Origin of the sequence: Kribbella sp. VKM Ac-2571, from assembly GCF_004362255.1 — a bacterium.
In the GTDB taxonomy this organism is placed as follows: domain Bacteria; phylum Actinomycetota; class Actinomycetes; order Propionibacteriales; family Kribbellaceae; genus Kribbella; species Kribbella pratensis.
Genome location: NZ_SNWS01000017.1, coordinates 99,451 through 125,904, shown reverse-complemented (window position 1 = coordinate 125,904; position 26,454 = coordinate 99,451). Strand labels below are relative to the sequence as shown.

Here is a 26,454-nt window from a genome sequence, read left to right as displayed (position 1 = left end):
CCATCACTCCTTCGGCGAGAACGAGCTGATACCGGGAGCCACGTTGTACGCCTGCATGGCGACCGCGGTCTTCGCATCGCTCAGGTAGACGCTGTTCTCGCGGTACCACGGATCGAACCAGGCGTTGTCGACGAGCCACTTGCTGACCGCCTTCATCGCGGCCGGCAGTTGCGCCTCCGATGCGTTCTGGGCGGCGGCGAGCAGCTTGTCGAGCTGCGGGTCGCCGGCCTTCAGCGGATTCCACGGTGACTTGCGGGTGACGGACTTCTGGATGTCCTGCCAGGCGGACTGGCTGCCCAGCGTCATGAACGCGACCGGGTACTTGCCGGACAGGATCTCGGGGATGACTGCGTTGGACGGGACCTTGACCCATTTCACCGTGATGCCGATCGCGGCCAGTTGCTGCTCGATGATCGCGTTGTACTGCGCGAACCCGGACGACTCCGGCATCGTGATCGAGAAGCCTGATCCGTAGCCGGCCTCGGCGAGGAGCTGCTTGGCCTTCGCCGGGTCGTAGTTGTAGGTGCTGTCGAGCGACTTGTCGTAGCCGTCACCGGCGGCGTTGAAGATCTGGGTGGTCAGCGCACCTTCACTGTGCGAGACGTTCTTGAGGATCGCTTCGCGGTCGAAGGCGAAGTTGATCGCCTTCCGCACCCGCAGGTCCTTCAACGCCGGCACCAGCTTGCCTTCGCGGTCCATCAGCAGCAGGCCGTTCCAGTTGACTGGCGTCGTGTTGACGGTCAACCCGCTGCGCTTGGCATCGGCGAGCGAGTTGGTGTCGGTCAATGTCGCGTTCAGCTGGCCGGACTTGAGCGCGTTCAGCCGAGCGGTCACATCGGTCATCGGCTTGATGACGATCTTGTCGTACGGGAAGGCGGCGGCGTTCCAGTAGTCCGGGTTCCGTTTGTACGTGTAGGTGCTCCCGGCAACGGTCCCGGTCTTGTCCAGCACGTACGGGCCGCTGCCGACGGGCACGGTCGCCACCGTGGCCGACTTGAGCGACTTGGGGCTCGCCATCACGCCGCCGACGCTGGCCAGGTAGTCGATCAACCCTGGGTCCGGCGCCTTCAGCTTCAGGTTCAGCTCGGTCGGTCCGACGATCTGGTACGTCGCGATCGACCGGCCCATGTACGCGTTCTGCCCGGTCCCCGCGGCCAGGTTGGTCAGGTTGTCCTTCACCACTGTCGCGTCGAACGGCGTACCGTCGGTGAACTTCACGCCGCTCTTGAGCTTCAGGTTGAGCGTCGTGCGCTTGGCGTCGTACGCCCAGGACGTCGCGAGCCACGGCTTCAGCTTGTTGTCCTTGTCGCGGGTCAGCAGCGTGTCGAAGACCGGTGACCAGTACTGCATCTGATTGCCGATGTTCAGCTGGGTGGGGTCGAAGGAGTTGTTGTCGAGGACGTTCGCGATCGTCAGCGTCCGGGCGGCGGACGAACTCGCGCCGGCGCCGGAACAGGCACCGACCCCGACGACGAGGGCGGCAGCGGCGACTAACGCGCTGCAGCGGCGGATGAGCATGGTCGGCTCCTTAACGTGCGGGTGCTGCGATCGGGACGTCTGCGCTGGGCTCGTGGCCGAGCCGCCAGGTCTTGACCCAGATCGGTGCGGGTGGGGTGAACGGGGCGGTGTAGAGCTGCCACCGACGGCTGTCCGCCGTGGGAGGGGCGGTTGTCCAGCCGATCGTGGAGCCGTCCGTCGTCCCCGTGAGCGCCACCAGGCCGTCTCGGCTGTCGATTTCGGGTTCCGCGGCGCGTGGGCGCCGTCCGTCGGGACGCCATCGCGCGAGCAGGTCACGCTCCGGTCTGGTGCCGAGATCACCGACCTCGGCCAGCCACCTGTCGAGCGCGGCGGCAAGCCGCTGCTGTACGTCGGAGTACTCAGGCAATCCGGCGAGGTTGTGCTCCTCGTGCGGGTCGTTCCGGAGGTCGTACAGCTCCTCCGGAGCACGCTTGCTTGCGGCAACGATCGAGCGTTGCAGCTCGGTGAGGATCGACGGCTGTTCGCCGAACGCCAGCTGTTGCTGGGCTTCCTGCGCGAACAGCCGGCGGAGTTCCTTCCAGGTCCACAGGTTGTCCGGGTACTCGGTGTGGCCCATCGGCGAACGGTCCGGATGCAGATGGCGGGTGTAGCGGAACCGGCGGTCACGGATCGAGCGGGAGGTGTCCTCGGCCTCACCCATTCGGTCCCGCGCGCTCACGACGTACTGGCTGCGGCTCCGGAGCTGTCCGTCAGGCCCGAGGATCACCTCGCCGTGCATGTGGCCCGGTACGTCGAGCCCGCACATCGCGAGCATCGTCGGCGCCAGATCCATCAGCGCGACCGGTTCGGCGTACGTCGACCCGCGCGCGATCTGCCCCGGCCAACGGACGATCAACGGCTCGCGGAACCCGAGCTCGGTCGCCCACCGTTTGCCGCGCGGCATCCCGAGCCCGTGGTCGCTCCAGAACACGACGATCGTGTTGTCCGCGAGCCCGTCCTCCTCGAGCTGGTCGAGGAGGGTGCCGACCCAGTGGTCCATCTGACTGATCAGCTCGAGATAGCGGCGCCACGACGTCCGGTACACCTCGGTGTCCGGATGGTACGGCGGTACGTCGGCCTTCTGCACACGGTGCGCATCGGGCGTCCTGCTCGCGAACTCCTCGTCGCTCAGGTAGATCTGCGACTCGTGCGTGATCAGGCTGTGGAAGGCCATGAAGAACGGCTGCTCCGGATCGTCTCGCAGCCGCCAGTGCGCGTGGTCGCCGAGTTCGTCGTACACCGGGTCGGGAACGTCGACCTGGAAGTCGGTGAACGCGGTGTTGCCGGTCCAGTAGCCCGCGGCGCGGAAGTACTCGGGCAGCAGACGGACGTCCGGCGGGGGAGTGGCCCGCGTTCGCATGTGCATGGTGCCGATCGCCGGCGGGAAGCAGCCGGTGACGATCGCGCTCCTGGACGGGCCGCAGACCGGGGCGGCGGCGAAGGCCTGCTCGAACAGCAGCCCTTCGGCGGCGAGCGCGTCGAGGCGCGGTGTGGACGCCAGCTCGGCCCCCGGCCAGATCCCGGTGTAGCAACCGAGATGCGGGTTGATGTCGTGCGTGCTGATCCACAGGATGTTCGGCCTGGAAGTGGGCATAGCTGTGCTCCTGAAGGGGCCAACCAACGTGGCTCTGCGGTCAGTCGACCGCGCGGATGCGCCGCTGGGAGCTGCGGCTCTGCAGCTCTTCGCGGAGCTCGATGCACCAGGCGACGTGCTGGTCCATGTACTGCGAACCGAGCTCGTGGGTCCGCTCCTCGACCAGGGCCTGGAGGTCCGCGTCGTACGGCAGCTCAGGCTCTTCGGGAACGGAGCGGTCGCGGTCGCGGTAGCGCTTGATCTGCAGCTGCCGGGCGAGGATCTCCCGATCGAGCAGCTCGATCACCTGGTCGGGCTGGAGGAACCCGCAGAACGCGAGCCGCCCGTAGAACCCGGGGTCCCGGGTGAAGATCGTGGTCGGGGAGTACGGCGCCGTGAGCCAGTCCATGAACACCGTGATCCCTTCGTCGGTGACCCGGTAGGTCTTGGCGTCCTGGGCGCCCGGCCGCGGCTCGACGGTGTGCCAGACCCAGCCGCGGTCCTCCATCGACGACAGGCAGCGGTAGACCTGGCTCATCTGGGTGTTGGGGCGCAGGAACGTCCCGCGGGCGTCCATGTAGCGCTTGAGGTCGTACCCGGTGCTGGGGCGCATCAGCAGCACGCCGAGAAGGATGTGCTCGAGCTTCATGACCGCCTCCAGCTGGTATGACACAAGTGGAATACCCGTGAGGACACCACAAGTGGAATACCCCGTCAAGGGTTCGCGCCCCGACCGGATGTGGACATCGCTTTCCGCGGAATGCTTTCTGGGCGTAGGTTTGGCGCTTATGGCCATGTTCGACCTTTCCCTCGACGAGCTCCGCGAGTACCGGCCCGAGGTGGCCGCTCCCGCCGACCTGGTCGACTTCTGGCGCCGGTCCATCGAGAAGGCGCGCGCCGACGACCTGTCCGCCACGTTCACCCAAATCGACAACAAGCTCGCGGTGATCGACACCTACGACGTCACCTACGCCGGCTTCGGCGGCTCGCCCGTGAAGGGCTGGCTGCACGTTCCGGCCGGCATGGACAGCCCGCTGCCGACCGTGGTGCAGTACCACGGGTACTCCGGTGGCCGCGGCTTCCCGCACGCGACCACGCTGTGGGCGCAGGCCGGTTACGCCCACTTCGTGATGGACACCCGCGGCCAGGGCTACAGCTCCGGCGGCCCCGACGGTACGCCGGACGACACGCCGTACGCCGGCCTCAACCACACGCCCGGGTTCATGACCGCGGGGATCACCGACCCCGAGACGTACTACTACCGCCGTGTCTACATCGACGCGGTGCGGGCCATCGAGGCGGCGCGGACGTCGCCGTTCGTGGATCCGGGCAAGGTGATCGTCAGCGGCGGCAGCCAGGGCGGCGGCATCTCGATCGCCGCGGCCGGCCTCGCGCCGATCGCGGGGATCGAGCTGCTCGGCTGTGCTCCCGACGTACCGTTCCTGTGCCACTTCCAGCGGGCGCTGCAGATCACCGACAAGGACCCGTACGGCGAGATCACGCGGTACCTGAAGGGATTCCGGCACGACGTCGACGCGGCGCTGAACACCCTCGGCTACTTCGACGGCGTCAACCTCGGCCGGCTGGCCACGGTGCCGGCGCTGTTCTCGGTCGCGCTGATGGACGCCACCTGCCCGCCGTCGACGGTCTTTGCGGCGTACAACCACTGGGGCAGTGCGGACAAGCAGATCGAGGTCTACCACTACAACAACCACGAGGGCGGGCAGACCTACCAGCAGCTCGCGCAGCTCGACTGGTTCGCCGGGATCTTCGAGGCCGAAGGAATTTAGTCATCGGCGGACCGATGAGTTTTCGGTCCGTACGGCGTTACACGGTCATCGATGTCGGTCAGACTGGACCGACCGTGACCGCGGAGGCCTCAAGATGGCACAGATGGACTGGAAACTCGAGCTCGTGATCGTGCCGGTGTCGGACGTGGACCGGGCGAAGAAGTTCTACACCGACCAGCTCGGTTTCGCCGAGGACGTCGACCATCGGGTGGGCGACTCGTTCCGGGTCGTGCAGCTCACCCCGCCCGGGTCGGCGTGCTCGATCACCATCGGCGTCGGGGTGACCTCGGCGACACCGGGCAGCTACCAGGGGACGCACCTGGTGGTGACCGACATCGAGGCGGCGAGGGCCGAGCTGGTCGGGCGGGGCGTCGAGGTGAGCGAACCGTTCCACTTCGGTGCCGCGGGCAAGCAGCCCGGGCTCTCGCCGGACCGCGGTGACTACGAGACCTTCCTGTCGTTCGAGGACCCGGACGGCAACGGCTGGACGGTCCAGGAGGTAGGACACCGGCCGTGACAACTCTCGAGGAGGCGGCGTTCGCGGGTGATGAGGCCGCGTTCGCCGCCCTGGCCGGGCGGTATCGGCGGGAGCTTCATGTGCACTGCTACCGGATGCTCGGGTCGTACGACGAGGCCGAGGACGCGGTGCAGGACACGTTCTTGCACGCGTGGCGCGCCCGCGACTCGTACGACGGGCGCACGTACTTCCGGGCCTGGCTCTACAAGATCGCGACCAACATCTGCCTGGACGTCGTACGGCGGCCGACCGCGAGGGACCTGGTGTGGCTGCAGCCGTACCCGGACCGTTTGCTCGACGAGATCGCCCCGGCCGACGATCGGCCCGACGTGGTCGCCGTGGACCGGGAGACGATCGAGCTGACGTTCCTGATCGCGCTTCAAGCATTGCCTCCTCGACAGCGAGCCACGCTGATCGCCCGCGACGTACTCGGCTGGTCGGCCGCCGAGACTGCCGGGTTGTTGGACACCAGCGTGGCCGCGGCGAACAGCGCACTCCAGCGGGCCCGGGTGACGATGCAGCAGCGCCTGCCGGTACGTCGGAGCGACTGGAGTGCGCCGCAGCCGACAGCTGAGGAGCGAGAGGTGCTGGCGCGGTTCATCGACGCACACCAGCGGTGTGACGCCGCGGCGGCGATCGCGATCGCGGCCGAGGACCTGCGGATCTCGATGCCGCCCGACCGGTTGTCGTTCGACGGCCTCGCCGCATGCCTGCCGCTGTTCGAACGTGGGCTCGGACCGAACCGCGACGGCGAGTGGCGGCTGGTGCCGACATCGGCGAACCGGTTGCCCGCGGCAGCGTCGTACCTGCTGCGCCCGGGAGACACCGTGTGGCGGGCGTTCAAGCTGGACGTGCTCCGCGTGCACGACGGCAAGATCGCCGAAATCATGACCTTCGGCTACTCCCGCTTCCCCGCCTTCGGCCTACCTGACCGGCTGACTCCCTAGCGGCCGCTACTGTGGGAAGCATGCTGGGACTACCTACGGGGATCCAGGCCTGTTTGTTCGACCTGGACGGTGTGCTCACCGATACCGCTGCCGTTCACGCTGCTGCATGGAAAGAGATGTTCGACGAGTTTCTCCGCGACTATGCGGCGCAGCACGGGATCGCCTTCCAGCCGTTCGACGCGCGGGCGGAGTACGACGCGTACGTCGACGGCAAGCCGCGGGCCAACGGTGTCCGGGACTTTCTCACCGCGCGCGGCATCACGCTGCCGGAGGGGACCGCCGACGATCCGCCGTCCGCGATGACCGTGAACGGCCTCGGCAACCGAAAGAACCAGGCCGTGCAGCGACGGATCCGGACCGAGGGCGTGCACGTGTTCGAGGGCTCCCGGCGGTACCTGCAGGCCGCGGAGCAAGCCGGGCTCCGACGAGCCGTGGTGTCGTCGAGCGCGAACACCCGCGAGGTGCTCGAGGTCACCGGTCTCGCGCAGTACGTCGAGCAGATCGTCGACGGCGTGACGATCCGGACCAAGGGCCTGAAAGGAAAGCCGGCGCCGGACACGTTCCTCGCCGCGGCCAAGGGCTTCGGCCTCGAGCCGTCGGCGGCGGCCGTCTACGAGGACGCACTCGCCGGCGTGTCCGCCGGCCGTTCAGGCCACTTCGGGTATGTGATCGGGGTGGACCGCGTCGGCCAGGCCGCAGACCTGAAGACGCACGGGGCCGACGTCGTAGTCCGCGACCTCGCCGACTTGCTGGAGAACCGATGATCGACCGAGGCCACCACCCGATCGAGCCGTGGCGGCTGCGGGAGACACGGCTCGCCATGGACAAGCTGGCCCAGGCGGAGTCTCTGTTCGCGCTGTCGAACGGCCACATCGGACTGCGCGGCAACCTCGACGAGGGCGAGCCGTACGCGATTCCCGGCACCTATTTGAACTCGTTCTACGAGCAGCGTCCGCTTCCGTACGCCGAGGCCGGCTACGGCTACCCGGAGTCCGGGCAGACCCTCGTCGACGTCACGAACGGCAAACTGATCCGGCTGCTCGTCGACGACTCGCCGTTCGACGTCCGCTACGGCTACCTGTCCAAACACGAGCGCTCGCTGGACTTCCGGACCGGCATCCTCGAACGCGACGTGGACTGGACGTCGCCCGGCGGCAAGCGGGTCAAGGTCCGCAGCCGCCGCATGGTGTCGCTCACCCAGCGCGCGGTGGCCGCGATCGAGTACGTCGTGGAGCCCGTCGACCAGCCCGCGCGCTTCGTGATCCAGTCCGAGCTCGTCGCGAACGAGGCGCAGCCGAAGCTGTCCGACGATCCGCGCGTGGCCGCCGTACTGGACAACCCGTTGAAGCCGGTCAGCCATGACGGCGGCGAACACGGGACCGTCCTCATCCACCGGACGACGCGGAGCCAGCAGTTGATGGCCGCGGCGATGTCGCACGAGGTGGACACGTCGGCCCGCTACGCGATGGACCAGGACGTCCGTGAGGACTGGGCGCGGACCACGGTGATCTGCCAGCTGCAGCCGGGCGAGAGCCTGCGCGTGGTGAAGTACCTGGCGTACGGCTGGTCCAGCCTGCGGTCGGAGACCGCGATCCGGGACCAGGTCGCGGCCGCGCTCGCGAGTGCCCGGTTCTCCAGCTGGGACGGGTTGACCAAGCAGCAGGCCGAGTTCCTGGACGACTTCTGGGACGGCGCCGACGTGGAGGTGCAGGGACACCCGGAGTTGCAACAGGCGGTGCGGTTCGCGCTCTTCCACGTCCTGCAGGCCGGTGCGCGCGCCGAGCGGCGCGCCATCCCGTCCAAGGGTCTGACCGGAGCCGGGTACGACGGGCACACATTCTGGGACACCGAGGGCTTCGTGCTGCCGGTGTTGACCTACACGATGCCCGATGCGGCTGCCGACGCGCTGCGCTGGCGACATTCGACGCTGCGGATGGCCAAGCAACGGGCCGAGGAGCTGGGCTTCCAGGGCGCCGCGTTCCCGTGGCGGACGATCCGCGGCCAGGAGTGCTCCGGCTACTGGCCCGCGGGTACGGCGGCGTTCCACATCAACGCCGACATCGCCGAAGCCGTCATGCGCTACTACAGGGCTACCGGCGACGACGACTTCCTCGACGAGGTCGGGCTGGAGCTGCTGGTCGAGACCGCCCGGTTGTGGATGTCGCTGGGCCACCACGACCGCCTAGGCCGTTGGCATCTGCCCGGTGTGACCGGTCCGGACGAGTACAGCGCTGTTGCCGACGACAACGTTTTCACCAACCTGATGGCGGCGCGCAACCTGCGGTCCGCGGCCGAGGTCGCGGCGAAGTTTCCGGCCAAGGCGCGCGAGTTCGGTGTCGACAGCGAGGAAGAGGCCCGCTGGCGGGACGCGGCGGCTGCTGTGTATGTGCCGTACGACGCGGATCTCGGCGTACACCCGCAGTCCGAAGGTTTCACCGGGTATGCCGTGTGGGACTTCGAGGCCTACAAGGGCCGGTATCCGCTGCTGCTGCATGCGCCGTACTTCCAGCTGTACCGCACCCAGGTGGTGAAACAGGCCGACCTGATGCTGGCGACGTACTGGTGCGGCGACGCGTTCACCGCCGAGGAGAAGGCGCGCAACTTCGACTACTACGAGCGGCTGACGGTGCGGGACTCGTCGTTGTCGGCGTGCGTGCAGGCCGTGATGGCGGCCGAGGTCGGGCATCTGGATCTGGCCTACGACTACGCGTACGAGGCCGCGCTGATCGACATGCGCAACCTGCACCACAACACCGGCGACGGCCTGCACATGGCGTCGCTCGGCGGTGCGTGGAGCGCGCTGGTGGCCGGTTTCGGCGGGTTGCGTGAGCACAACGGCGGCCTGTCGTTCGATCCGGCGCTGCCGATCGGCCTGGCCGGGCTGAGTTTCACGATCCGGTGGCGCGGCGTCCGGCTGAAGGTGGAGATCGATCCGGTGGCGGTGAAGTACTCGGTGCACGACGGGCCGGACGCGTCGATGAGGATCCGGCATGCGGGCGAGGAGCTCACGGTCACCGCGAAGCAGCCGGTGGTCCGGACACTGGAGAAACGCCGGCCGTTGCTGCCCCGGCCGCCACAGCCGCCGGGCCGCGAGCCGCGGCCGGCGCTGGGGGTCAACGAGAGCAGCTGAAGGCCGGCGCTTCGCCAGGAGTCAGGGACTGGTTGGTCAGTTCTTCTTGCGGGCGGCCAGCGACTCGGCGGTGCCGACGAGCATCACCGACGAGATCACCGCGATGATGAACCCGAGCACGTTCAGCTCGAAAATGCCGCCGGTGCCGAGGAGGCTCGCGATGGTGCCGCCGATCACCGAGCCGGCGAGTCCGAGGAGCAGCGTGGCGAGCAGGCCGAGCTTCTGCCTGCCGGGCGTGAAGAGCCGGGCCAGCGCTCCGATGATGAGTCCGGCGATGATGAAGCCGATCATGGCTGATGTCCTCCGAGAGTCGAACGGTATGACACCAGTCTGCCGTCGCAACCAGGCCCACGGCAGTGGAGTTCCCCCTGACCGAACCCGGACCGGACCCTGGGCCCCGGGCCATGGCCTAGCCTCGGGTTGTGGCTATTCATCAGCTCTCGAAGCGGGATGCTCGGCGGTTGGCTGTGCGCGCGCAGTTGCTGACCAGCGAGCGGCCGGGTGATCTGTTCGAGGTTGTGCGCGGTCTGAACGTGCTGCAGCTCGACCAGACGGCGTACGTCGCGCCGAACGCCGATCTGGTGGCCTGGAGCCGGCTCGGTTCGTCGTACGACCCGGCGGAGCTGGCCGACGCGCTGGCTTCGCTGGAGCTGCTGGAGTTCCGCGGGTTCGTGCGCCTGCCGGAGACGCTGGCGCTGTTCCGGGCCGAGATGGTGGCGTGGCCGAGCGACGGGGAGCCGCTCGACTGGCAGGAGTATCGGCGGGACTGGGTCCGGGCCAACGAGGGCTGCCGCGTCGACATCCTCGAGCGGTTACGGCAGGACGGTCCGCTGGTGATGCGCGAACTACCGGACACCTGTGTGCGGCCATGGAGGTCGAGCGGCTGGACCAACAACCGGAACGTGTCGCAAATGCTCGAGTTCATGATGCAGCGCGGCGAGGTGGCGGTCGCCGGCCGCGACGGCCGGGACCGCTTGTGGGATCTGGCGTCCCGGGTCTACCCGGACGATCCGGCGGTGCCGATCGCGAAGGCGGCCCGGATCCGGGACGAGCAGCGGCTGCGTTCGATGGGCCTGCTGCGGGCGAAGGGACCGGCGTGCCCGGGTGAGCCGCTCGACGCCGGCGAGGCGGGGGAGCGTGCGGTCGTGGACGGCGTCCGCGGCGAGTGGCGGGTCGATCCGGAGCTGCTCGACCAGCCGTTCACCGGACGTACGGCGATCCTGTCACCGCTGGACCGCCTGGTGTACGACCGGAAGCGGTTGGTCGAGATCTTCGACTTCGACTACCAGCTGGAGATGTACAAACCGGTCACGAAGCGCAAATGGGGGTACTTCGCGTTGCCGATCCTGCACAACGACCGCCTGGTCGGGAAACTCGACGCGATGTCGGACCGCAAGGCCGGCATCTTCCGCGTCAACGCGATCCACGAGGACGAGCCGTTCTCCAAGACCCTCACCGCCGCCGTCCACCGCGAGATCCGCGATCTCGCGAAGTGGCTGCGCCTGGAACTCGTGCTGAGCTCTTGACCAACGGCTCTGTTCACGTAAACATCGCGGGGTGAGATCAACCGTCCGCAGTCTCCTCGCCGTCCTGTTGTGCTTCTTCGCGCTGTCCGCCGCGGCGCCCGGCGGGGCCGCCGCGGGTCCGCCGCGCACGAGCGATTTCCGCGGCGTCAACTGGGCCGACCCGCGCGACAACTACGCCGACGACGCGGTCGTCCCGTCCGGACTGAGTACGGCGGACGACTACGCGACGACGTACACCAAGGCGCTCGGGATCGTGGGGGAGTTCCGCAAGGAACTGAGGGCGAACACGATCCGGCTCCCGATCAACCCGTCGAGTGTGGGCACCGACTGGTGGCGCTCCTACCGCGCGGCGATCGACGCGGCGGCCGCCAGTGGTTTCAAGGTGATCCTCAGCTACTGGGAGGCCGACAACGCCAAGGACGGGCGGGTCGACGATCCGGCGGCGTACGCGGCGATGTGGGACACGGTGGTGAAGGCGTACCAGCGGAATCCGCACGTGTACTTCGAGCCGATGAACGAGCCGTTCGGGTACTCGCTGAACGAGTGGGTGTCGCTGACCTCGTCGTGGATCGCGCGGCACAGCGACGTTCCGCGCGGACGGATCGTGATCTCCGGGACGGGCTACAACGACAACGTGACCGGTGTCGGTGCGGCGCCGGAGCTGAACGGGACGTTGCTGTCCCTGCACTTCTACGGGTTCTGGGCCTCCGACACGACCGAGGCCGCCTGGCTGGCGAACCTCCGGCCGCGGATCGGTTCGTACGGCTGGCGGACGATCATCGACGAGGCCGGCTCACCGATGACGATCGGCCTGAACTACGGCAACCACGAGGGGAACGTCTACACGTCGTACCTGGCCGCCCTCACCCAGGTGGCCCGCGAGCAGCAGATGGGCATCGTCTACTGGCCGGGTCTGCGCACCGGCGACTCGTACTCGATGACGACGCAGGTCGGGCCGGCCGATCTCCAGGTCAACAGCATCAGCGGACGCGACCAGCTGTGGTGGGGCTGGGGCCTCCTGCGGGACGAGCCGACGAACAGCGAGCCGCCCGCCCCGCCTGGTGAGCCCCTGCGTGGTGTGGCCAGCAACCGCTGCGTCGACGTACCGGGCTTCTCGACCAGCCCCGGTACGGCGCTCGACCTGTGGGACTGCAACAACGGCGGGAACCAGTCGTGGAACCTCACCGCTGCGAACCAGTTGACGGTGTACGCCGACAAGTGCATGACCGCGGGGGCCTCGGCCGTGACCATCGAGACCTGCACCGGCGCGGCCGATCAGGTCTGGCAGCTCAACGCGGACCAGACCGTCACCTCGGCGGCGGGCTGTCTGACAGCGAACGGTACGGGGAACGGCTCGGCCGTTGTCGTTGCCCCCTGCAACGGTTCCCCCGACCAGAAGTGGACCCGTTCCTGAGCGGGGTGGACCTACGTGGGCGGTATGACAAGCCACTTCACCTGCCCAGCAACCGCCGTACCTCACGCGCCTCGGGCGACCCGTAGGCCTCGAACATCCGCAGCGCTTCCCGCAGCCGCTCGTCGCCCGAGCCAGCCTCGACCACGTGGTGAGCCTCGCCCAGCAGCCGATGCGCCCGAGCCTGCCCCAGAAAATGACCGGTCCGCCGATGGATCGCGAGGGCTTCCTCGCCATGGCCGATCGCATCCAGCGACCGGCCGATGGCGAGCTCGACCCGGCCGAGCGTGACGACCGCGCCGGCGCGTTGGACCGGGTCCCGGTTTGCGGTCCGGGCCACTGCGACCGCGTCGACCGCGTGGGATTGTGCCTTGGTGACATCGCCGGCCGCGAGTTCTGTCTCGGCCAGCCCCCGCAGTGCCGGAGTGTGCCAGGTGGCGGTATCCCGGGCTTGAGGGCGCGCGACGGCCCACTGGGTGGCTGACTCGAACCTGGTGCGGGCGGCGTCGAGCTCGCCACGCACGAGGTGACACCGGCCCAGTTGGTAGTTGGCGTCGCTGTAGGCCTGCGGATGGTCCAGCTGTCCCGCCGATCTCTCCGCCGCCCTCGCTTGCTCGAACGATTCCGCGTGGCGTCCGGCGTCGCGATACCAGATGGCGCAATAGAGGCGCAGCAGGTGGGTTTTGATCCGGCTGTCGAACCGCGTGAGCGCGTCTTCGGCCTGCGCGATCAAGTCGTCGACGCCGTCCAGGCGGCCCAGCATCACGCGTGCCCGAACCAGCTCGGGCAACGCCAGTGCGGCGACGCGGTCGCGGTTCGCGCCGGGGAGCTGGAGCACCTCTTCGGAGCTCTGTGCGTACTTGTCGAGTTCGCCCCGCTGGTAGGCGATCACGCCGAGATTGAGCAGGGCGCGAGTCTGGGCTGCGCTGTCGCCGTCCTCGCGGTGGAGCTGGAGCGAGCGGACGAGATTGCGCTCGGCGACCTCCAGTTCGCCGGAGGCCATGGATACGACCGCGGCAACGTTGAGGCAGTACCCGAGCAGCGGATGGTCGCCGATCTGCTCGGCCAGTTGCAGCGCCTCCGTGAGGACGTTGGGGTCCAGCGGCAGCTCGACTCGATGTCGCGTGGCCGCGCTCTCGGCCAGCATGATTGCCAGCGCGTACCGGTCGCCGGCCGCCCTGGCCGCGGCGATACCGGTGGCCGCCATCGCCTGAGCAGAGGTCTGGTATCCCCCTTCGGCCATCGGGAGCATCAGGCCGATCGCGAGATGCCACGTCCAGTGGGCGTGCTGCCGGTGGCCTGCGGCGGCCTCGACCGCGGCAGCGAGGTTGACGAACTCGGCGCGTGCCCACGTCATGGCGTCCGAGAGGTCGGCGAACGTGATGTCGGCTGTTCCCGGTGGCAGGTCGGGCGGCGGCGGATGGTGGCGGATCGAGGTACGCTGGTTCACAACGGCCACCTTCCCGCGGTAGTACCAGGCGAAGAGGCGTTCCGCCGCCTCGGCGCGGGCCTGGGCGGTGTCTTCGGTCTCGGTACGGCGGCGGGCGTCGTCGCGGAGCAGGTCGTGGAAGCGGTAGCGGCCGGGGGCGTGTTGTTCGAGGAGATGGGCGCTGGTCAGTTCGCGGATGGACTTGCGCGCCGCGGATGGGGTCGTACCGCTCAGGGCCGCGACCGCGTCGACGGTGAAGTCGAGGCCGGGCACGAGACCGAGGAGTCGGCACAGTTGGCGGGTCGCCGGAGCGAGACGCGCGTACGACAGGTCGAACGCGGCGGTGACGGCCGAGTGTTCGTCGTCGTCGAGTGCGAGGGCGACCGGGCCGTGTTCGATCAGTTCGGCGAGGTAGTCGGACAGCGGGCGCTGCGGCTCGTCGGCGAGCTGTGCGGCCGCGATCCGCAGGGCCAGCGGGAGGCCGGCGCAGGCTTCGATCAGGGCGGCCGCGGATTCCGGTTCGCGGTCGAAACGGTCCGGGCCGGCCAGGCGAAGCAGGAGAGCGTGCGCGGCGTCGGGCGGGAGTTCACCCACGCGGATCCGTTGCGCGCCCTCGCGGGCGATCAGGCCGGAGAGGTTGTTCCGGCTGGTGACCAGGGTCAGACAGCCGTCCGTTGCTGCTTGCAACGGACGAACCTGCTCCGCGCTCGCCGCGTTGTCGAGCAGCACGAGCAGTTTGCGACCGCTCAGCACGGAGCGGTACTCGGCGGTCGCGTCTGCCAGGGATTCCCAGCCTCGCGCTGGGTCCGCGCCGAGACCGCGGAGCAGTTGGGCCAGCGCGACCATCGGGTCGAGGGCCGGGCCGGAGGCGTGGCCACCGAGATCGATGTAGAGCTGGCCGTCGCCGTAGCGGTCCGCCACCTGGTGGGCGTAGCGCAAGGCCAGGCCGGTCTTCCCGATCCCGGCCATGCCGGTCAGCACGATCAGGCCGTCACCATCTGTGGCGGTGAGCTGCTCGAGCCGCTCGAGTTCCGGATCCCGCCCGACGAACGTCCCAGGCACCGGCGGCAACTGCCCCGGCCGCACGGCGCCGGCAGCTGCCGCGGGCTTGGTGACCGACACCCTGGATCGTGCTGCCGGCTCGTGATCGAGGGTCGGGTCCTCGGCGCGGATCGCTTCGCCGAGCCGACGGAGTTCGCGGCCGGGCTCGGTGCGTAGCTCCTTCGCGAGTCGTTGCCGCGCCGCCCGATACGCGACCTCGGCCCTGGTTCGACGACCGGACCTGTACAGCGCGAGCATGTGCTGACCGACAATCCGCTCCCGCAACGGGTACTCCGCGACGAGCTCGGTCAGTTCCGGGACGATCTCGCGAGCGCGCCCGCGCGCCAATTCGGCATCGAAGAGTTCTTCGTGGGCGATCAGCCGGACCTCGGCCAGCCGCTTCGCCTCCGGCCCGACCACCTCGGCCTCGTCGACATCGGCGTACGGCGTGTCCCGCCAGAGCGCCAGCCCCGCGCGGAACCGATCGGTCGCCTCCTCGAGATCGCCGGCAGCCGCAGCAGCACGACCCTCGGTGTGCAGTCGGTCGAAGATCAGTGCGTCGAGTTCGTCCTCACCGACCGTCAGCAGATAACCGTTCGGCACGCTGGCCAGCCGGTCCGGTGTGTCCAGCACCTGGCGCAGCCGGTGGACGTGCACCTGAATGCTGTTCGTCGGCCGGCGCGGGACATCGGCGCCCCAGAGCGCCTCGCACAGCACATCGGTCGGCACCGCACGCCCCGCCCGGACCAGGAGCACCGCGAGCAATCGGCGGCGTAGCTCCGAAATCGGCCCAACGACCTCGCCGTTCCGCATCACACGTACCGGCCCCAGCACCTCGAAGTGCATGCCCACCTCCCCGACGAGCCCCTATCATCGGGCATCACCGGGCCATCACGCCGCTGCTGCGTCCGCCCTGTGGATGCGCTCAGGTGCTGATTCGCGGTGGGTGCGTTCGATCGACTGGCCCCAGGTGGTGCCGACAAGCATGAGGATCGCGCCGACGACGGCCGGGACGGTGAGGCGTTCGTTGCCGAGGCTGATGCCGATGGCAACGGCCCAGATCGGCTCGGTGCCGAGTAGCAGGCTGGCTCGGCTGGGGGACGTGCGCTGGACCGCCCAGGTCTGGGCGAGGAAGGCGAAAACGCTGCAGAACAAGGCGAGATAGATCATCTGCAGCCAGGTGCCGACACCGGCGTGGGTCGGCAGATGCGGTACGGCGGGCACCACGAACAACGCCGTACCGACAAGGGTCTGGACGGTCGTCAACTGCAACGGGCGCACACCGACGGACAGTCGTCCGACGAGTGTGACGTGACCCGCGCGGACGACCGCGGCAGCGAGCATGAGCAGGTCGCCGGTGCCGGGGGAGTGCAGGCCGTCGGCGGACATCAGCAGTCCGACGGCGACCGTGCAGATCCCGGCCGCGAGATAGAACCGCGGCGGCAGGCCGCGACCGTCGAGGAGCGGCGTGAGGACGAGCGTGAGGCTGATGATCAGTCCGGCGTTCGCGGCACTGGTGTGCGTCACGCCGTACGTCTCGAGCACCAGGACCGCCGCCTGTGTGAGGCCGAGGACGAGCCCGGCCTTGAGCTCCTTTCGGGTGATGCCGCGGACCAACGGGATCAGGGCGAGGGCGGAGATGCCGTAGCGGAGGAACAGCACGGTCAGCACCGGCGCGCTGCTGGTCGCGGTCTTGGCGGCGAGATAGCTCGAGCCCCAGACAACGGCGACCAGCAGCAGAACGAGATCGGTACGGCGAGATCCGGGCACGGCTCCAACGGTGAGGGACTGCAACGTTGAAGCCAAGTACCAATGTCTTCAGCAACGCTGTAGGACAGCTAAAGTATCTGGATGGACGAACGACAACTGCGAGTGCTCCGGGAAGTTGGCGAGCTGGGCAGCGTCACCGCCGCCGCGGAGGCGCTGCTCGTGACTCCGTCGGCGATCTCCCAGCAGTTGCGGTTGCTGCAGCGGTCAATGCCGGTGCCGTTGACCGAACGCGATGGCCGGCGGGTCGTGCTGACCGCTGCCGGCCGCGCGTTGGCGAGTGCCGCGGCCGATGTGGAGTCGGCCTTGGCGCGGGCGCGGCAGACCGTGGAGGCGTTCGTCGAACAGCCCGACGGAGTGGTGTCGATTGCCGCCTTCCACAGCGCGGCTGCGGCGTTCTTCCCGCGGCTGCTCAGAGCCGAGGCTGCGCCGAAGCTCAGCCTCCACGACGAGGACGTGCCGCAGGACGAGTTCCCGCCGCTCACCCGCGAGTACGACGTGGTTCTCGGGCACCGCCTGGACCACGCCGCCCCTTGGCCGCGAACGGTCGCAGTCACCTCACTGCTCCACGAGCCCCTCGACGTCGCCGTACCGGCCGATCACCCGCTCGCGGCGAAGCGGTCACTGACCCCGCGCGACGTCGCCCACGAACCATGGATCACGGTCCACGACGGGTTCCCGCTGATGGCGACGATCGAGGCGATCGGCGCGGCCGCCAACCATCGCCTGGACCTGGTGCATCGGGTCAACGAGTTCACCGTTGTCGCGGAGCTGGTGGCGGCCGGTGCCGGCGTCGCGCTGATACCTCGTTGGACCGCCCAACGGCATCCGGCGGTGGCGCTCCGCCCGCTCCGCAACGTCCACACCCGCCGCCACATCGACGCCCTCTACCGCCCCGAACGCGCCGCGCGACAAGCCGTCCGCACAGTCCTGACCGAACTCCGACACGCGGCCACGGCTGTCCGGGCCTGATTCAGCGACTGCCGATCATGGCCGGAACATCGGGGTAGAGGATCGCCAGGCCGCTCGTGACACAGCTGTTCACCACATCCTCCTGTGCGTGCTCCAGGAATCCACCTAGGTTGGTGACGGTTGCCGCGATGTCGTGGCCCTTGGCGGTCAGACACGTGCGCGTGTAGGTGCGCAGGTCGTCGGCCATCGCCGGTGTCGCCTGGTCGGCGTACGCCTCGCCGATGTCCGTGAGGTGCTCGTCCTCGCACTTCTGACCCTGCGGATCCGGTACGCCGCGTTCCCCGTCAACGGCGTACGAGATCGAGACGGCGAGCCGGTTCACCGGATCCCAGCCTTGGTTCTGCGCCTCGATACCGTGCTCGGACAGGCAGTCGGTGAAGGCCTGGACCGCATTCAGGTAGTCGGCCTCGGTGACCTTCCCGCCGTCGCCGCAGGACGTGACGGCGAGAAGGAGTACGACGGCACCGACAGCCGGTCGCAGAAGCCTCACGGCTCGAGGTGGTGGATGACGCAGTCGGCGCAGCCCTTGTGGTAGCTCCTCTTCAGTTCGCTGAAGAACGCGCCGTCCTCGTTGGACGCGTAGTGCGCGTACTTCGGGTCGTGCCGCCAACTGCTGACGTACCACTTGCCGTCCTTGCGCGCCTTGTAGTGGATCATCACCCAGGCATGTCCGGCGCAGGAGGCGCTTTTCGACTTCCGGGTCGAGGCGCCGTATTTCGTGCTGTGGATGAGGTAGTCGCCGCAACTGCGCTCGATCCTGTCGTCGGTGGCCGCGGCCGGCGCGGCCGTCGCGATCAGTCCGGCGGCGGTGACCGCCAGCGCCAGCGCGGCACCGGCGGCCGGTCTGCTGTACCGATGGTTCATGTGATCCCCTCAGTTCCGGGCGTCGATTGGCATCACGAGGACGCTAACCGGGCGTCCGGGCCGCCGGGAAATCTCAGAAAGCGACCGGAAAGCAGACAGAAAGCAGACAGAAAGCGCGGCCGCGGGCGGCAACGGGATTCTCGGGCCGGCCCCGACCGCGGTGACCGGCCCCCGGCACCTTCTAGTTCTCCGCGTGGACGATGTGGGCGTCTGGGCCTGGGAAGAACAGTGACTCGGTGTCGGTGTCATTCCAGTGCACGAGGTACGGCGGTGCGCCGTTCGGATCGTGAACCTCCACGATCTGCCCTTCGCGCCGGTGTGCCGACAGGTGGGTACTCTCCACCACGACCTGGTCCCCTGCTGCAGCTTTCACCACACTCACCTCCTCCACTCCAGCTTGGTCCCACCGAGCGACGCGCACCACCCCTCAGTGGATGTCGATGGCGAGTCGGGCGGCAAGTCCCGCGAAGATCGCGGCCGCTCGGGCGCCCCGACCTCCTGCCGGCTCGCACACCAGGTCAGACCTGGTACGACGCTGACCAGGCACCACCGACATGTCCATGCATTCCGTCCTAACCCACAGGCGCCGCGAGGTCGCCGGAGTTTCCGGTCTGTGGTCAGTTCGGGAGGGTGACGGTGGCCGTTGTGCCGCCGGTCGCCGAGGAGGTCAGGGCGATGGTGCCGTTGTGGGCGTGGGTGATCTCGCGGGCGATGGACAGGCCTAGTCCGGAGCCGCCGCTGGCGCGGGAGCGGCTGGTGTCCAGGCGGACGAAGCGTTCGAAGACGCGTTGCCGGTCCTGCTCGGGGATGCCGTCGCCGTCGTCCGACACCGTGATGATCGCGGACCCGTTCTGCTCGGCCGCGGTCAGGTGGACCGTGGTGTGGGCGGCGCGGGCGGCGTTGTCGACGAGGTTCCGCAGTACCTGGCTCAACCGCGCCGGATCGCCCACGATCCGGACCGGATGGACATCGCCGGTCACGGTCAGCTCAGGTGCCGAACTCCGCAGTCGCTGGATCTCGGCCGCGACCAGGTCGTCGAGATCCACGTCGACCTGCCGCATCCGGATCCCGGTGTCGTCGGCCTTCGCGAGCAGCAGAAGATCCTCGACCAGTTGGCGCATGCGGTCCGTCTCGGTCGCCATCACCTGACGCAGCTCGTGCCACGCCTGCCCGGTGGTGTCCGCCTCGATGACCTCCAGCGCCGCGGTGAGCGTGGCCAACGGCGACCGCAACTCGTGGCTGGCGTCCGCCACGAATGCCCGCTGCGTCGCCTGCCCGGTCTCCAGCCGGTCGAGCATCTCGTTCATCGTCACCGCGAGGCGGGCGATCTCGTCCCGGGTCTGCGGCACCGGGACGCGCTCGGTCAGGTCCCGGGTTCCGATGCGCTGGACCCGGCCGCGGATCCGTTCCACCGGGCGCAGTGCCTGCCCGATCATCAGCCACCCGGCGACCCCGACCACGATCAGCAACGCCGGGAAGCCGATCGCCAGGTACTTCGCCACGGTCGCGACCGTCTGCCGCTGGGTCTCCACGGACGACGCGACCACGACGGTGTACGTGCGGCCGTCGTACGCCACTCCCTGCGCGACGATCAGGAAGGAATGGTCGTCGTCGATCAGCGGCATCTCGCCGACCTGGGCGCGGAGCAGCGCATCGGCGGGTGGGCGGAGATCGGTGAGCGGCGTGGCGTCGACCCGGGTCGACGAGGCGGCGACGACCCGGCCGGACGGGTCGAGCACCTGGATCAGTTGGCCGGCGCTTGTGGTCTCGGTGAGGTCGTTCGTGAGTCCCGACGTACCTCTCGCGCTGACTTGCCGGGCTACGTCACCGACGCGACCTTCCGCGGCGTCGGAGACCTCGGTGATCAGGGCGCGCTGTAGGAGCAGCAGCAGCGCAGCCGCGCCGAGCATCATCGCGACGGCGACCACGATCACCGCGGCCGCGGTCGAGCGGCTGCGCACACTGGCCTGCCGCAGACCGCCGGCGGTCCGGTACCACCCGTCGACGCGACGTCGCACCACCGTACTCACGCACTCAGTCTGGCAGGCTCATCCGCCCTCGGGATTCAGCCGGTAACCCATCCCGCGGATGGTCTCGATCGCGTGCCGGGCGAACGGGGTGTCGATCTTCTTCCGCAGGTACCGGACGTAGACCTCGACGACGTTCGGGTCGCCGTCGAAGGCCGGATCCCAGACGCCGGCCAGGATCTCGGCCTTGCTGACGGTGTCCCCGCGGTGCCGCATCAGGAACTCCAGGAGCCCGTACTCGCGGGGCGTGAGGGTGATCTCCCGTCCGTTGCGCTCCACTCGCCGCCGGGCCACGTCGAGCGTCAGGTCTCCGGCCGTCAGTACCACCGGGCGCTCCGGCCCACCGCGCCGGATCAAGGCCCGCAGCCGGGCGACCAGGACCAGGAAGCTGAACGGCTTGGTCAGGTAGTCGTCGGCCCCGAGGTCGAACGCGTCGGTCTGGTCGTACTCACCGTCCTTCGCGGTCAGCATCAGCACCGGCGTCCAGATCCCGCGAGCCCGGAGCAGTTCGAGCACGCGGTACCCGTTCAGCTTCGGCAGCATGATGTCCAGCACGATCACGTCGTACTTGTGCTCGGTCGCGGCCCACACGGCGTTCTCGCCGTCGTGCACCAGCTCCACCACGAAACCGGCGTCGGTCAGCCCACGGTGCACCGTGTCGGCCAGCCGCAGTTCGTCCTCGACCATCAGCACTCGCATCCTCACAGTCTCACCGCAGCCCGCTGAGAGTCCGCTGAGAGGTGACAACTTGACGCCGTGAAGTGACCGTACCTACCGTTGTCGAAGCGCTTCGACAACCCGCCGAGAGAGGCTCGCTATGAAGTTCACCGATGGGTACTGGCAGCTTCGGGCGGGGCTCACCCGGCTACGACCGGCTGAGGTCGAGAGTGTGCAGGCGGGGGAGCGGGATCTGACCGTGTTCGCTCCGGCCAAGCGGATCGAGCGGCGCGGTGACACGCTCAACCAACCGATGTTCACGGTGACGTTCTCCTCGCCGGCGCGCGGCGTGATCGGGGTCCGGATCGCACACCATCTCGGCGGGTTGCCCGCGCGGCCGTCGTACCGGCTGAACACCGACGACGAGCATCCGGTGAAGGTCGAGGTCGGCGCCGCCGAGGCGCGGCTGACCTCCGGCGAGCTGAGTGCGGTGATCGCGCTCGACGGGCCGTGGGACGTGCGCTTCGAGCAGGACGGGAAGCCGCTGACGCACTCGGGGGAGCGCAGCATCGGCCTCATCACCGATGCCGACGGCAAGAATTACGTGCACGAGCAGCTGGCGCTCGGGGTCGGCGAGACGATCTACGGGCTCGGTGAGCGGTTCGGCGCGTTCGTCAAGAACGGTCAGGTGGTCGACAGCTGGAACGCCGACGGCGGCACGTCGAGCGAGCAGGCGTACAAGAACGTCCCCTTCTACCTGAGCAGCAAGGGGTACGGCGTCCTTGTCGACAACCCCGCCCACGTGTCGTTCGAGGTCGGCTCGGAGGTGACGTCGCGCAACCAGTTCAGCGTCGAAGGCGAAGAGCTCGCGTACTACGTCTTCGCCGGCCCGGCGCCGAAGGACGTGCTGCGCCGTTACACCGGCCTCACCGGACGACCCGCCCGCGTCCCCGCCTGGTCGATGGGGTTGTGGCTTTCGACCTCGTTCACCACGGACTACACCGAGGAGACCACGAGCGCGTTCGTCGACGGGATGGCCGCACGCGACCTGCCGCTGAGCGTCTTCCACTTCGACTGCTTCTGGATGCGGCAGTTCCACTGGTGCGACTTCGTCTGGGACCCGATCGCGTTCCCGGACCCGGCCGGGATGGTCCGCCGCCTCAAGGAACGCGGTCTGCGGGTCAGCCTGTGGATCAACCCGTACATCGCGCAGCGCTCGGTGCTGTTCGAGGAGGGCCGCCGGCTCGGGTACCTGCTGAAGCGCCCGGACGGCTCGGTCTGGCAATGGGACATGTGGCAGGCCGGGATGGCGATCGTCGACTTCACCAACCCGGACGCGACCGCGTGGTTCCGTTCGAAGCTGCAGGCCCTGATCGACATCGGCGTCGACTGCTTCAAGACCGACTTCGGCGAACGCATCCCGACCGACGTCGTCTGGTACGACGGTTCCGACCCGGACCGGATGCACAACTACTACGCGCAGCTCTACAACGCGGCCGTGTTCGGACTGCTCGAGGAGAACCGGGGACAGGGCGATGCGGTCCTGTTCGCGCGCTCCGCGACCGCCGGCGGGCAGCAGTTCCCGGTGCACTGGGGCGGCGACTGCGAGTCGACATTCGAGGCGATGGCGGAATCGCTGCGCGGCGGGTTGTCGCTGGCCTCGTCGGGATTCGGCTACTGGAGTCACGACATCGGCGGATTCGAGGGCACACCGGATCCCGCGATCTTCAAGCGGTGGGTGGCGTTCGGGTTGCTCTCGTCGCATTCGAGGCTGCACGGTTCGTCGTCGTACCGGGTGCCGTGGGCGTTCGACGAGGAGGCGGTCGACGTACTGCGGAAGTTCACCAAGCTGAAGCTGTCGTTGATGCCGTACCTGGTCGCGGCCGCCGAAGAGGCGCATCGTGACGGGGTGCCGATGATGCGTCCGATGGTGCTGGAGTTCCCGGACGATCCTGCGGTGGGGTATCTGGACCGCCAGTACCTGCTGGGACCGAACCTGCTCGTCGCGCCGGTGATGAGCTTCGACGGCGAGGTCTCGTTCTACCTGCCGCAGGGGCGATGGACGTCGCTGCTGACCGGTGAGGTGGTGACCGGACCGGCGTGGGTGCAGCAGACGCACGGGTTCGATTCCTTGCCGCTGTTCGTACGGGAGGGCGCGGTAATCCCGATCGGCGCCGTTGACGATCGGCCTGAGTACGACTGGGCAGACGGCGTGGAACTGCGCTGGTTCGAGCCGGCCGACGGGCAGGTCACCACGGTCACGCTCGGAGATGTCGTGATCGAGCTGGCCTACCGGGCCGGACAGGTGGAGTCCCGTGTCGTGGAAGGCTCTTGCGAGCGCTACACGGTCAAGCTCTCCAGTACGACGTCGGCCACGGAGAACACCGCGTAGAGCGTGTGTACTCCGGTCACCGGGGCGAGCTCGCCCACGATTGCGACGAGCTCGTCCGTCGGTGACACCTGCACGGTGCTCAGGAGCTCACCGTGCAACGGATCGTCCAGTCGGAGCTCGATGGTGGCGAGCCGGTCGCCGCGGTTGGCGACGCGGGCCCGGTACGTCGTCGGTTCGAGGATGACGTCGTCGAAGGCCAACCAGGCTTGCGGTTCCAAGGAGACGACCGCGTCACCGCGGTCACGTGATGCGGTGCTCATCGTCATGGCGCAGTAGTCGTCGAAGCTGGTTGCGGCAAGGTGGGTGAGCGTTCGCGGCGGGATCTCCTCGCCGCGTACCTCGAGCGTCGCGGTCAGTCGCAGATCGGTGCTGGACCGGCCGACCATGATGCTGTGCCGCGCTGCCTCGACACAACGCCGGTCGCGCGTCACGTCCCAGAAACCGAGGTCCGCCGCGGCAACGGTCAGCTCGACTTCCACGGTCTCGCCCGGCTCGAGCGTCACGTGGCGGAAGCCGCGCAGCTGCCGCAGCGGTTGCTTGACCCGTGAACGCTGCTGCCTCGTGTACAGCTGAGCGATCTCCGTGCCCGGGCGATCACCTGTATTGGTGACGGTGAACGCAACGCGAACCTCCCCGTCCGCCGAGACGGACGGTGTGCTCAGCTGCAGGTCGCCGTACGCGAAGGTGGTGTAACTGAGGCCGTGGCCGAAGGGGTAGAGCGGTGTGCCCCGGTAGTACAGGTACGTCGCGTCGGTCGCGATGATGTCGTAGTCGAGCAGACCGGGCAGGTCCGCGGCCGAGTGGTACCAGGTCTGGGGCAGCCGGCCCGCGGGGTCGTGGTCGCCGAAGAGTACGTCGGCCAGCGCGCGACCGTACTCCTGCCCGCCGTGCGCGGACCACAGGATCGCCGGAAGGTGCTGCTGCGCCCAGCCGATCGCGTACGGGTAGCTGCTGGTCAGCACGAGCACGGTTCGCGGGTTCGCCGCGTGCACCTGCCGGATCAGACGGTCCTGCGCACGCGGGAGGTCCAGGGTCTCCCGGTCCTCGGTCTCACGGCCGTTCACCAACGGGTGGTTGCCCGCGACCACGATCGTGATGTCCGCACGGGCGGCCAGCTCAGCAGCCGTCGCCGCGCCGTCGACCACCACGTCGAGCTCGAACGCGGTTCCTTCCTCCGCCAGCCCGACCGTGCCGTCCGGGCCGACGTGGAGGTACCCGCCGCTGTGCAGGTGCTGGACGAGGAGCGTGTTCGAGGACTGCACGAGCCTGAAGGTCTCCTTGACCTCCCAGCCGTTCGGGCCCGGCTGGTCCGCGACCAGTTCGCCGTCGTCGGTGGCGGTCAGATGCCGGCCGTTCCGGACCGAGCGCAACGCCCAGGCGTTACCACCCCAGTCGAAGAGATCGAACTCGCCGGCGTCCGTGCTGGTCCGCAGCACCGCGTCGGCGCCGACGCAGAGGTACGACGCCGAGCCCGCGATCCGGAGCGTGATCCGATCGACGCCCTCGCAGTACTCGACCTGGCCGAGTCGTTCCTTGATGCCGTCCAGCGCGGTCACCTGGTAGGGCAGGGTCCCGGCGTACCAGTCCTCCGTGAGGGTGCCCGCGAGTGGACCGACCACGGCGACGCGCGTCGAGGTGCTGAGCGGCAGGACCTGGTCGTCGTGTTTGAGCAGCACGATCGCCTGGCGGGCGGCGTCCTGGGCGAGCCGGCGGTGCGTCGGGCAGTTGACCAGTTCAGGTTCGAGCGCACGGTACGGATCGAACTCGGGCGGATCGAACTCACCCAACCGGAACCGGATCGCGAGCGCTCGCCGTACGGCGGTGTCGAGATCCGCGGTCGTGATCAGCCCGCGGTCGAGCGCTGTCGACAGCCGTTCGATGGTCGGGGTGGCGTCTTCGCCGTCCTGCGTGAAGCTGTCCACGCCCGCCTTGAGCGCGGCGGCGTACCCGGTCGGTCCGTCGGGCAGGTACTGCTGCAGGCCGAACAGATTGGCCGGCGCGTAGGCGTCGCTGACCACCAGCACCTCGTCGGTCGTCCACGTGCGGAGTACGTCGTTGATCAGCGGGCTGAGGTGGGCGGGCCGTCCGTTCACCAGGTTGTACGACGGCATCACCGCGACCGCTGCACCCGCCTCGATCGGCGCGCGAAACGCCGGCAGCTCGTAGTCGTGCAGGACCCGCGGAGGCAGGTTGCTCGACGTCGTGCACCGGTCGGTCTCGTTGTTGTAGGCAAGGAAATGCTTCAGGGTCGGTGCAGTCTTCAGGTACGTCGGGTCGTCGCCGGCCAGACCGCGTCCGTACGCGGTCGCGATCATCCCGGTCAGCCAGGGATCCTCGGCGTACCCCTCCTCGTTGCGGCCCCAGCGCGGGTCGCGCAACGGGTTGACGACCGGCGCCCAGACGTTGAGACCGATGCCCGCCGGGTCCTTCCGGTGGAACACGCGGACCTCGTCGCCGACCGCCGCGCCGACCGCGCGCACGAGGTCGGGGCTCCAGCTCGTGGCCAGGCCGATCGCCTGCGGGAACACGGTCGCCGGACCGTGCCAGGCGACACCGTGCAGGGCCTCGGTGCCGGTGCGGAACGCCTCCACGCCGAGCCGGGCGACGGGCGGCTGGTACTGGTGTAGGAACGCGAGCTTCTCGTCCGGGGTGAGCCGGGCGAGCAGGTCGTCGATCCGCGCGTCGATCGGCCGGGCCGGGTCGCGGAACGGGGCAGGAGCTGGAGTACTCATCGGCGGTCGACTCCACGGGCTGGTGTCGAAGCGCTTCGATAAACCGGGAGGCGGAGGGCTGATCGAAGCGCTTCGACAGACGGGCGTGAACAGAGGGTTGCATCCCGGGCGCTGACGGTCAAGACCTCAGCGGGGGAGAGGGTAACGCTTTCCAATGGGCT

Annotated in this window: 21 protein-coding genes; 9 read left to right on the top strand and 12 right to left on the bottom strand. The window is 68.7% G+C overall.

The annotated features are described in order from the left end of the window. Positions 1-3: 3 nt before the first annotated feature. From EV651_RS31695 to EV651_RS31685, 3 genes are read right to left on the bottom strand one after another with little or no spacing between them, the layout of a single operon-like run. Positions 4-1,518, bottom strand: coding sequence for an ABC transporter substrate-binding protein (locus tag EV651_RS31695; RefSeq protein ID WP_133788937.1), 1,515 nt, complete (start codon positions 1,516-1,518; stop codon positions 4-6). A gap of 10 nt (positions 1,519-1,528) precedes the next feature. Beyond that, on the bottom strand, positions 1,529-3,112 hold the full coding sequence (locus tag EV651_RS31690; RefSeq protein ID WP_133788936.1) for a sulfatase-like hydrolase/transferase: 1,584 nt from the start codon (positions 3,110-3,112) through the stop codon (positions 1,529-1,531). A gap of 40 nt (positions 3,113-3,152) precedes the next feature. Next, the gene (locus tag EV651_RS31685; RefSeq protein ID WP_166658858.1) at positions 3,153-3,740 is read right to left on the bottom strand and encodes a PadR family transcriptional regulator; all 588 of its coding nucleotides are present in this window, start codon (positions 3,738-3,740) and stop codon (positions 3,153-3,155) included. A 139-nt stretch (positions 3,741-3,879) separates the two neighbouring features. Here EV651_RS31685 and EV651_RS31680 point away from each other — a divergent pair, with 139 nt between their 5' ends. The 5 genes from EV651_RS31680 (at position 3,880) to EV651_RS31660 (ending at position 9,475) form a co-directional block, all read left to right on the top strand. Then, on the top strand, positions 3,880-4,881 hold the full coding sequence (locus tag EV651_RS31680; RefSeq protein WP_133788934.1) for an acetylxylan esterase: 1,002 nt from the start codon (positions 3,880-3,882) through the stop codon (positions 4,879-4,881). Between the two features lie 103 nt (positions 4,882-4,984). After that, positions 4,985-5,398, top strand: coding sequence for a glyoxalase superfamily protein (locus EV651_RS31675; protein ID WP_133789008.1), 414 nt, complete (start codon positions 4,985-4,987; stop codon positions 5,396-5,398). After that, a complete protein-coding gene (locus tag EV651_RS31670) occupies positions 5,395-6,345 on the top strand; it encodes a sigma-70 family RNA polymerase sigma factor (RefSeq protein ID WP_133788933.1) in 951 nt (316 codons plus the stop codon). The genes EV651_RS31675 and EV651_RS31670 overlap by 4 nt, the downstream gene beginning before the upstream one ends. Positions 6,346-6,365: 20 nt before the next feature. Then, positions 6,366-7,109 carry a beta-phosphoglucomutase family hydrolase gene (locus tag EV651_RS31665; RefSeq protein WP_133788932.1) on the top strand — a complete coding sequence of 248 codons (744 nt, stop codon included), beginning with the start codon at positions 6,366-6,368 and terminating at the stop codon, positions 7,107-7,109. Next, positions 7,106-9,475, top strand: coding sequence for a glycoside hydrolase family 65 protein (locus tag EV651_RS31660; protein WP_133788931.1), 2,370 nt, complete (start codon positions 7,106-7,108; stop codon positions 9,473-9,475). The genes EV651_RS31665 and EV651_RS31660 overlap by 4 nt, the downstream gene beginning before the upstream one ends. A gap of 36 nt (positions 9,476-9,511) precedes the next feature. Here the strand turns inward: EV651_RS31660 and EV651_RS31655 are convergent, their stop codons facing one another. Continuing rightward, positions 9,512-9,766 (bottom strand): GlsB/YeaQ/YmgE family stress response membrane protein, encoded by a 255-nt coding sequence (locus EV651_RS31655; protein ID WP_133788930.1) that lies wholly within the window; start codon positions 9,764-9,766, stop codon positions 9,512-9,514. Positions 9,767-9,897: 131 nt separating this feature from the next. Here EV651_RS31655 and EV651_RS31650 point away from each other — a divergent pair, with 131 nt between their 5' ends. Both EV651_RS31650 and EV651_RS31645 read left to right on the top strand, forming a co-directional pair. Beyond that, positions 9,898-11,001, top strand: a complete 1,104-nt coding sequence (locus tag EV651_RS31650) for a DNA glycosylase AlkZ-like family protein (protein WP_133788929.1) — start codon at positions 9,898-9,900, stop codon at positions 10,999-11,001. Between the two features lie 31 nt (positions 11,002-11,032). Then, positions 11,033-12,415, top strand: coding sequence for a ricin-type beta-trefoil lectin domain protein (locus EV651_RS31645; RefSeq protein ID WP_133788928.1), 1,383 nt, complete (start codon positions 11,033-11,035; stop codon positions 12,413-12,415). 37 nt (positions 12,416-12,452) lie between these two features. On the opposite strand, the gene EV651_RS31640 is transcribed toward EV651_RS31645, so the two are convergent. Continuing rightward, complete coding sequence (locus EV651_RS31640; protein WP_166658857.1) at positions 12,453-15,728, bottom strand: BTAD domain-containing putative transcriptional regulator; 3,276 nt, start codon at positions 15,726-15,728, stop codon at positions 12,453-12,455. Between the two features lie 45 nt (positions 15,729-15,773). Continuing rightward, complete coding sequence (locus EV651_RS31635; protein ID WP_133788927.1) at positions 15,774-16,652, bottom strand: DMT family transporter; 879 nt, start codon at positions 16,650-16,652, stop codon at positions 15,774-15,776. An 81-nt stretch (positions 16,653-16,733) separates the two neighbouring features. Here EV651_RS31635 and EV651_RS31630 point away from each other — a divergent pair, with 81 nt between their 5' ends. Next, positions 16,734-17,621 carry a LysR family transcriptional regulator gene (locus tag EV651_RS31630; RefSeq protein WP_133788926.1) on the top strand — a complete coding sequence of 296 codons (888 nt, stop codon included), beginning with the start codon at positions 16,734-16,736 and terminating at the stop codon, positions 17,619-17,621. A 1-nt stretch (position 17,622) separates the two neighbouring features. Here EV651_RS31630 and EV651_RS31625 read toward each other — a convergent pair whose 3' ends face one another. The 5 genes from EV651_RS31625 to EV651_RS31605 form a co-directional block, all read right to left on the bottom strand. Then, complete coding sequence (locus tag EV651_RS31625) at positions 17,623-18,111, bottom strand: hypothetical protein (RefSeq protein ID WP_133788925.1); 489 nt, start codon at positions 18,109-18,111, stop codon at positions 17,623-17,625. Further along, positions 18,108-18,485, bottom strand: a complete 378-nt coding sequence (locus tag EV651_RS31620) for a hypothetical protein (protein ID WP_133788924.1) — start codon at positions 18,483-18,485, stop codon at positions 18,108-18,110. Before EV651_RS31620 ends, EV651_RS31625 begins: the two co-directional genes overlap by 4 nt. A 181-nt stretch (positions 18,486-18,666) precedes the next feature. Beyond that, entirely contained in the window at positions 18,667-18,858 is a 192-nt protein-coding gene (locus tag EV651_RS31615; RefSeq protein WP_133788923.1) for a DUF1918 domain-containing protein, read from the bottom strand. Between the two features lie 244 nt (positions 18,859-19,102). Then, complete coding sequence (locus EV651_RS31610) at positions 19,103-20,515, bottom strand: cell wall metabolism sensor histidine kinase WalK (protein ID WP_133788922.1); 1,413 nt, start codon at positions 20,513-20,515, stop codon at positions 19,103-19,105. An 18-nt stretch (positions 20,516-20,533) separates the two neighbouring features. Next, entirely contained in the window at positions 20,534-21,211 is a 678-nt protein-coding gene (locus EV651_RS31605; RefSeq protein ID WP_133788921.1) for a response regulator transcription factor, read from the bottom strand. Between the two features lie 118 nt (positions 21,212-21,329). On the opposite strand from EV651_RS31605, the gene yicI reads away from it, so the two are divergent. After that, a complete protein-coding gene (yicI, locus tag EV651_RS31600) occupies positions 21,330-23,561 on the top strand; it encodes an alpha-xylosidase (RefSeq protein ID WP_133788920.1) in 2,232 nt (743 codons plus the stop codon). Here the strand turns inward: yicI and EV651_RS31595 are convergent. Then, on the bottom strand, positions 23,510-26,293 hold the full coding sequence (locus EV651_RS31595; protein ID WP_133788919.1) for a glycoside hydrolase family 3 protein: 2,784 nt from the start codon (positions 26,291-26,293) through the stop codon (positions 23,510-23,512). The genes yicI and EV651_RS31595 overlap by 52 nt on opposite strands. Between the last annotated feature and the right edge of the window lie 161 nt (positions 26,294-26,454).

What these genes read in the sequence shown, in the direction of transcription:
- EV651_RS31665 (WP_133788932.1), top strand. Translation starts at nt 6,366, where the DNA reads ATGCTGGGACTACCTACGGGGATCCAGGCCTGTTTGTTCGACCTGGAC.
- EV651_RS31620 (WP_133788924.1), bottom strand. Translation starts at nt 18,485, where the DNA reads ATGAACCATCGGTACAGCAGACCGGCCGCCGGTGCCGCGCTGGCGCTG.
- EV651_RS31675 (WP_133789008.1), top strand. Translation starts at nt 4,985, where the DNA reads ATGGACTGGAAACTCGAGCTCGTGATCGTGCCGGTGTCGGACGTGGAC.
- EV651_RS31655 (WP_133788930.1), bottom strand. Translation starts at nt 9,766, where the DNA reads ATGATCGGCTTCATCATCGCCGGACTCATCATCGGAGCGCTGGCCCGG.
- EV651_RS31660 (WP_133788931.1), top strand. Translation starts at nt 7,106, where the DNA reads ATGATCGACCGAGGCCACCACCCGATCGAGCCGTGGCGGCTGCGGGAG.
- yicI (WP_133788920.1), top strand. Translation starts at nt 21,330, where the DNA reads ATGAAGTTCACCGATGGGTACTGGCAGCTTCGGGCGGGGCTCACCCGG.
- EV651_RS31605 (WP_133788921.1), bottom strand. Translation starts at nt 21,211, where the DNA reads ATGCGAGTGCTGATGGTCGAGGACGAACTGCGGCTGGCCGACACGGTG.
- EV651_RS31630 (WP_133788926.1), top strand. Translation starts at nt 16,734, where the DNA reads ATGGACGAACGACAACTGCGAGTGCTCCGGGAAGTTGGCGAGCTGGGC.
- EV651_RS31690 (WP_133788936.1), bottom strand. Translation starts at nt 3,112, where the DNA reads ATGCCCACTTCCAGGCCGAACATCCTGTGGATCAGCACGCACGACATC.
- EV651_RS31595 (WP_133788919.1), bottom strand. Translation starts at nt 26,293, where the DNA reads ATGAGTACTCCAGCTCCTGCCCCGTTCCGCGACCCGGCCCGGCCGATC.
- EV651_RS31685 (WP_166658858.1), bottom strand. Translation starts at nt 3,740, where the DNA reads ATGAAGCTCGAGCACATCCTTCTCGGCGTGCTGCTGATGCGCCCCAGC.
- EV651_RS31640 (WP_166658857.1), bottom strand. Translation starts at nt 15,728, where the DNA reads ATGCACTTCGAGGTGCTGGGGCCGGTACGTGTGATGCGGAACGGCGAG.
- EV651_RS31680 (WP_133788934.1), top strand. Translation starts at nt 3,880, where the DNA reads ATGGCCATGTTCGACCTTTCCCTCGACGAGCTCCGCGAGTACCGGCCC.
- EV651_RS31695 (WP_133788937.1), bottom strand. Translation starts at nt 1,518, where the DNA reads ATGCTCATCCGCCGCTGCAGCGCGTTAGTCGCCGCTGCCGCCCTCGTC.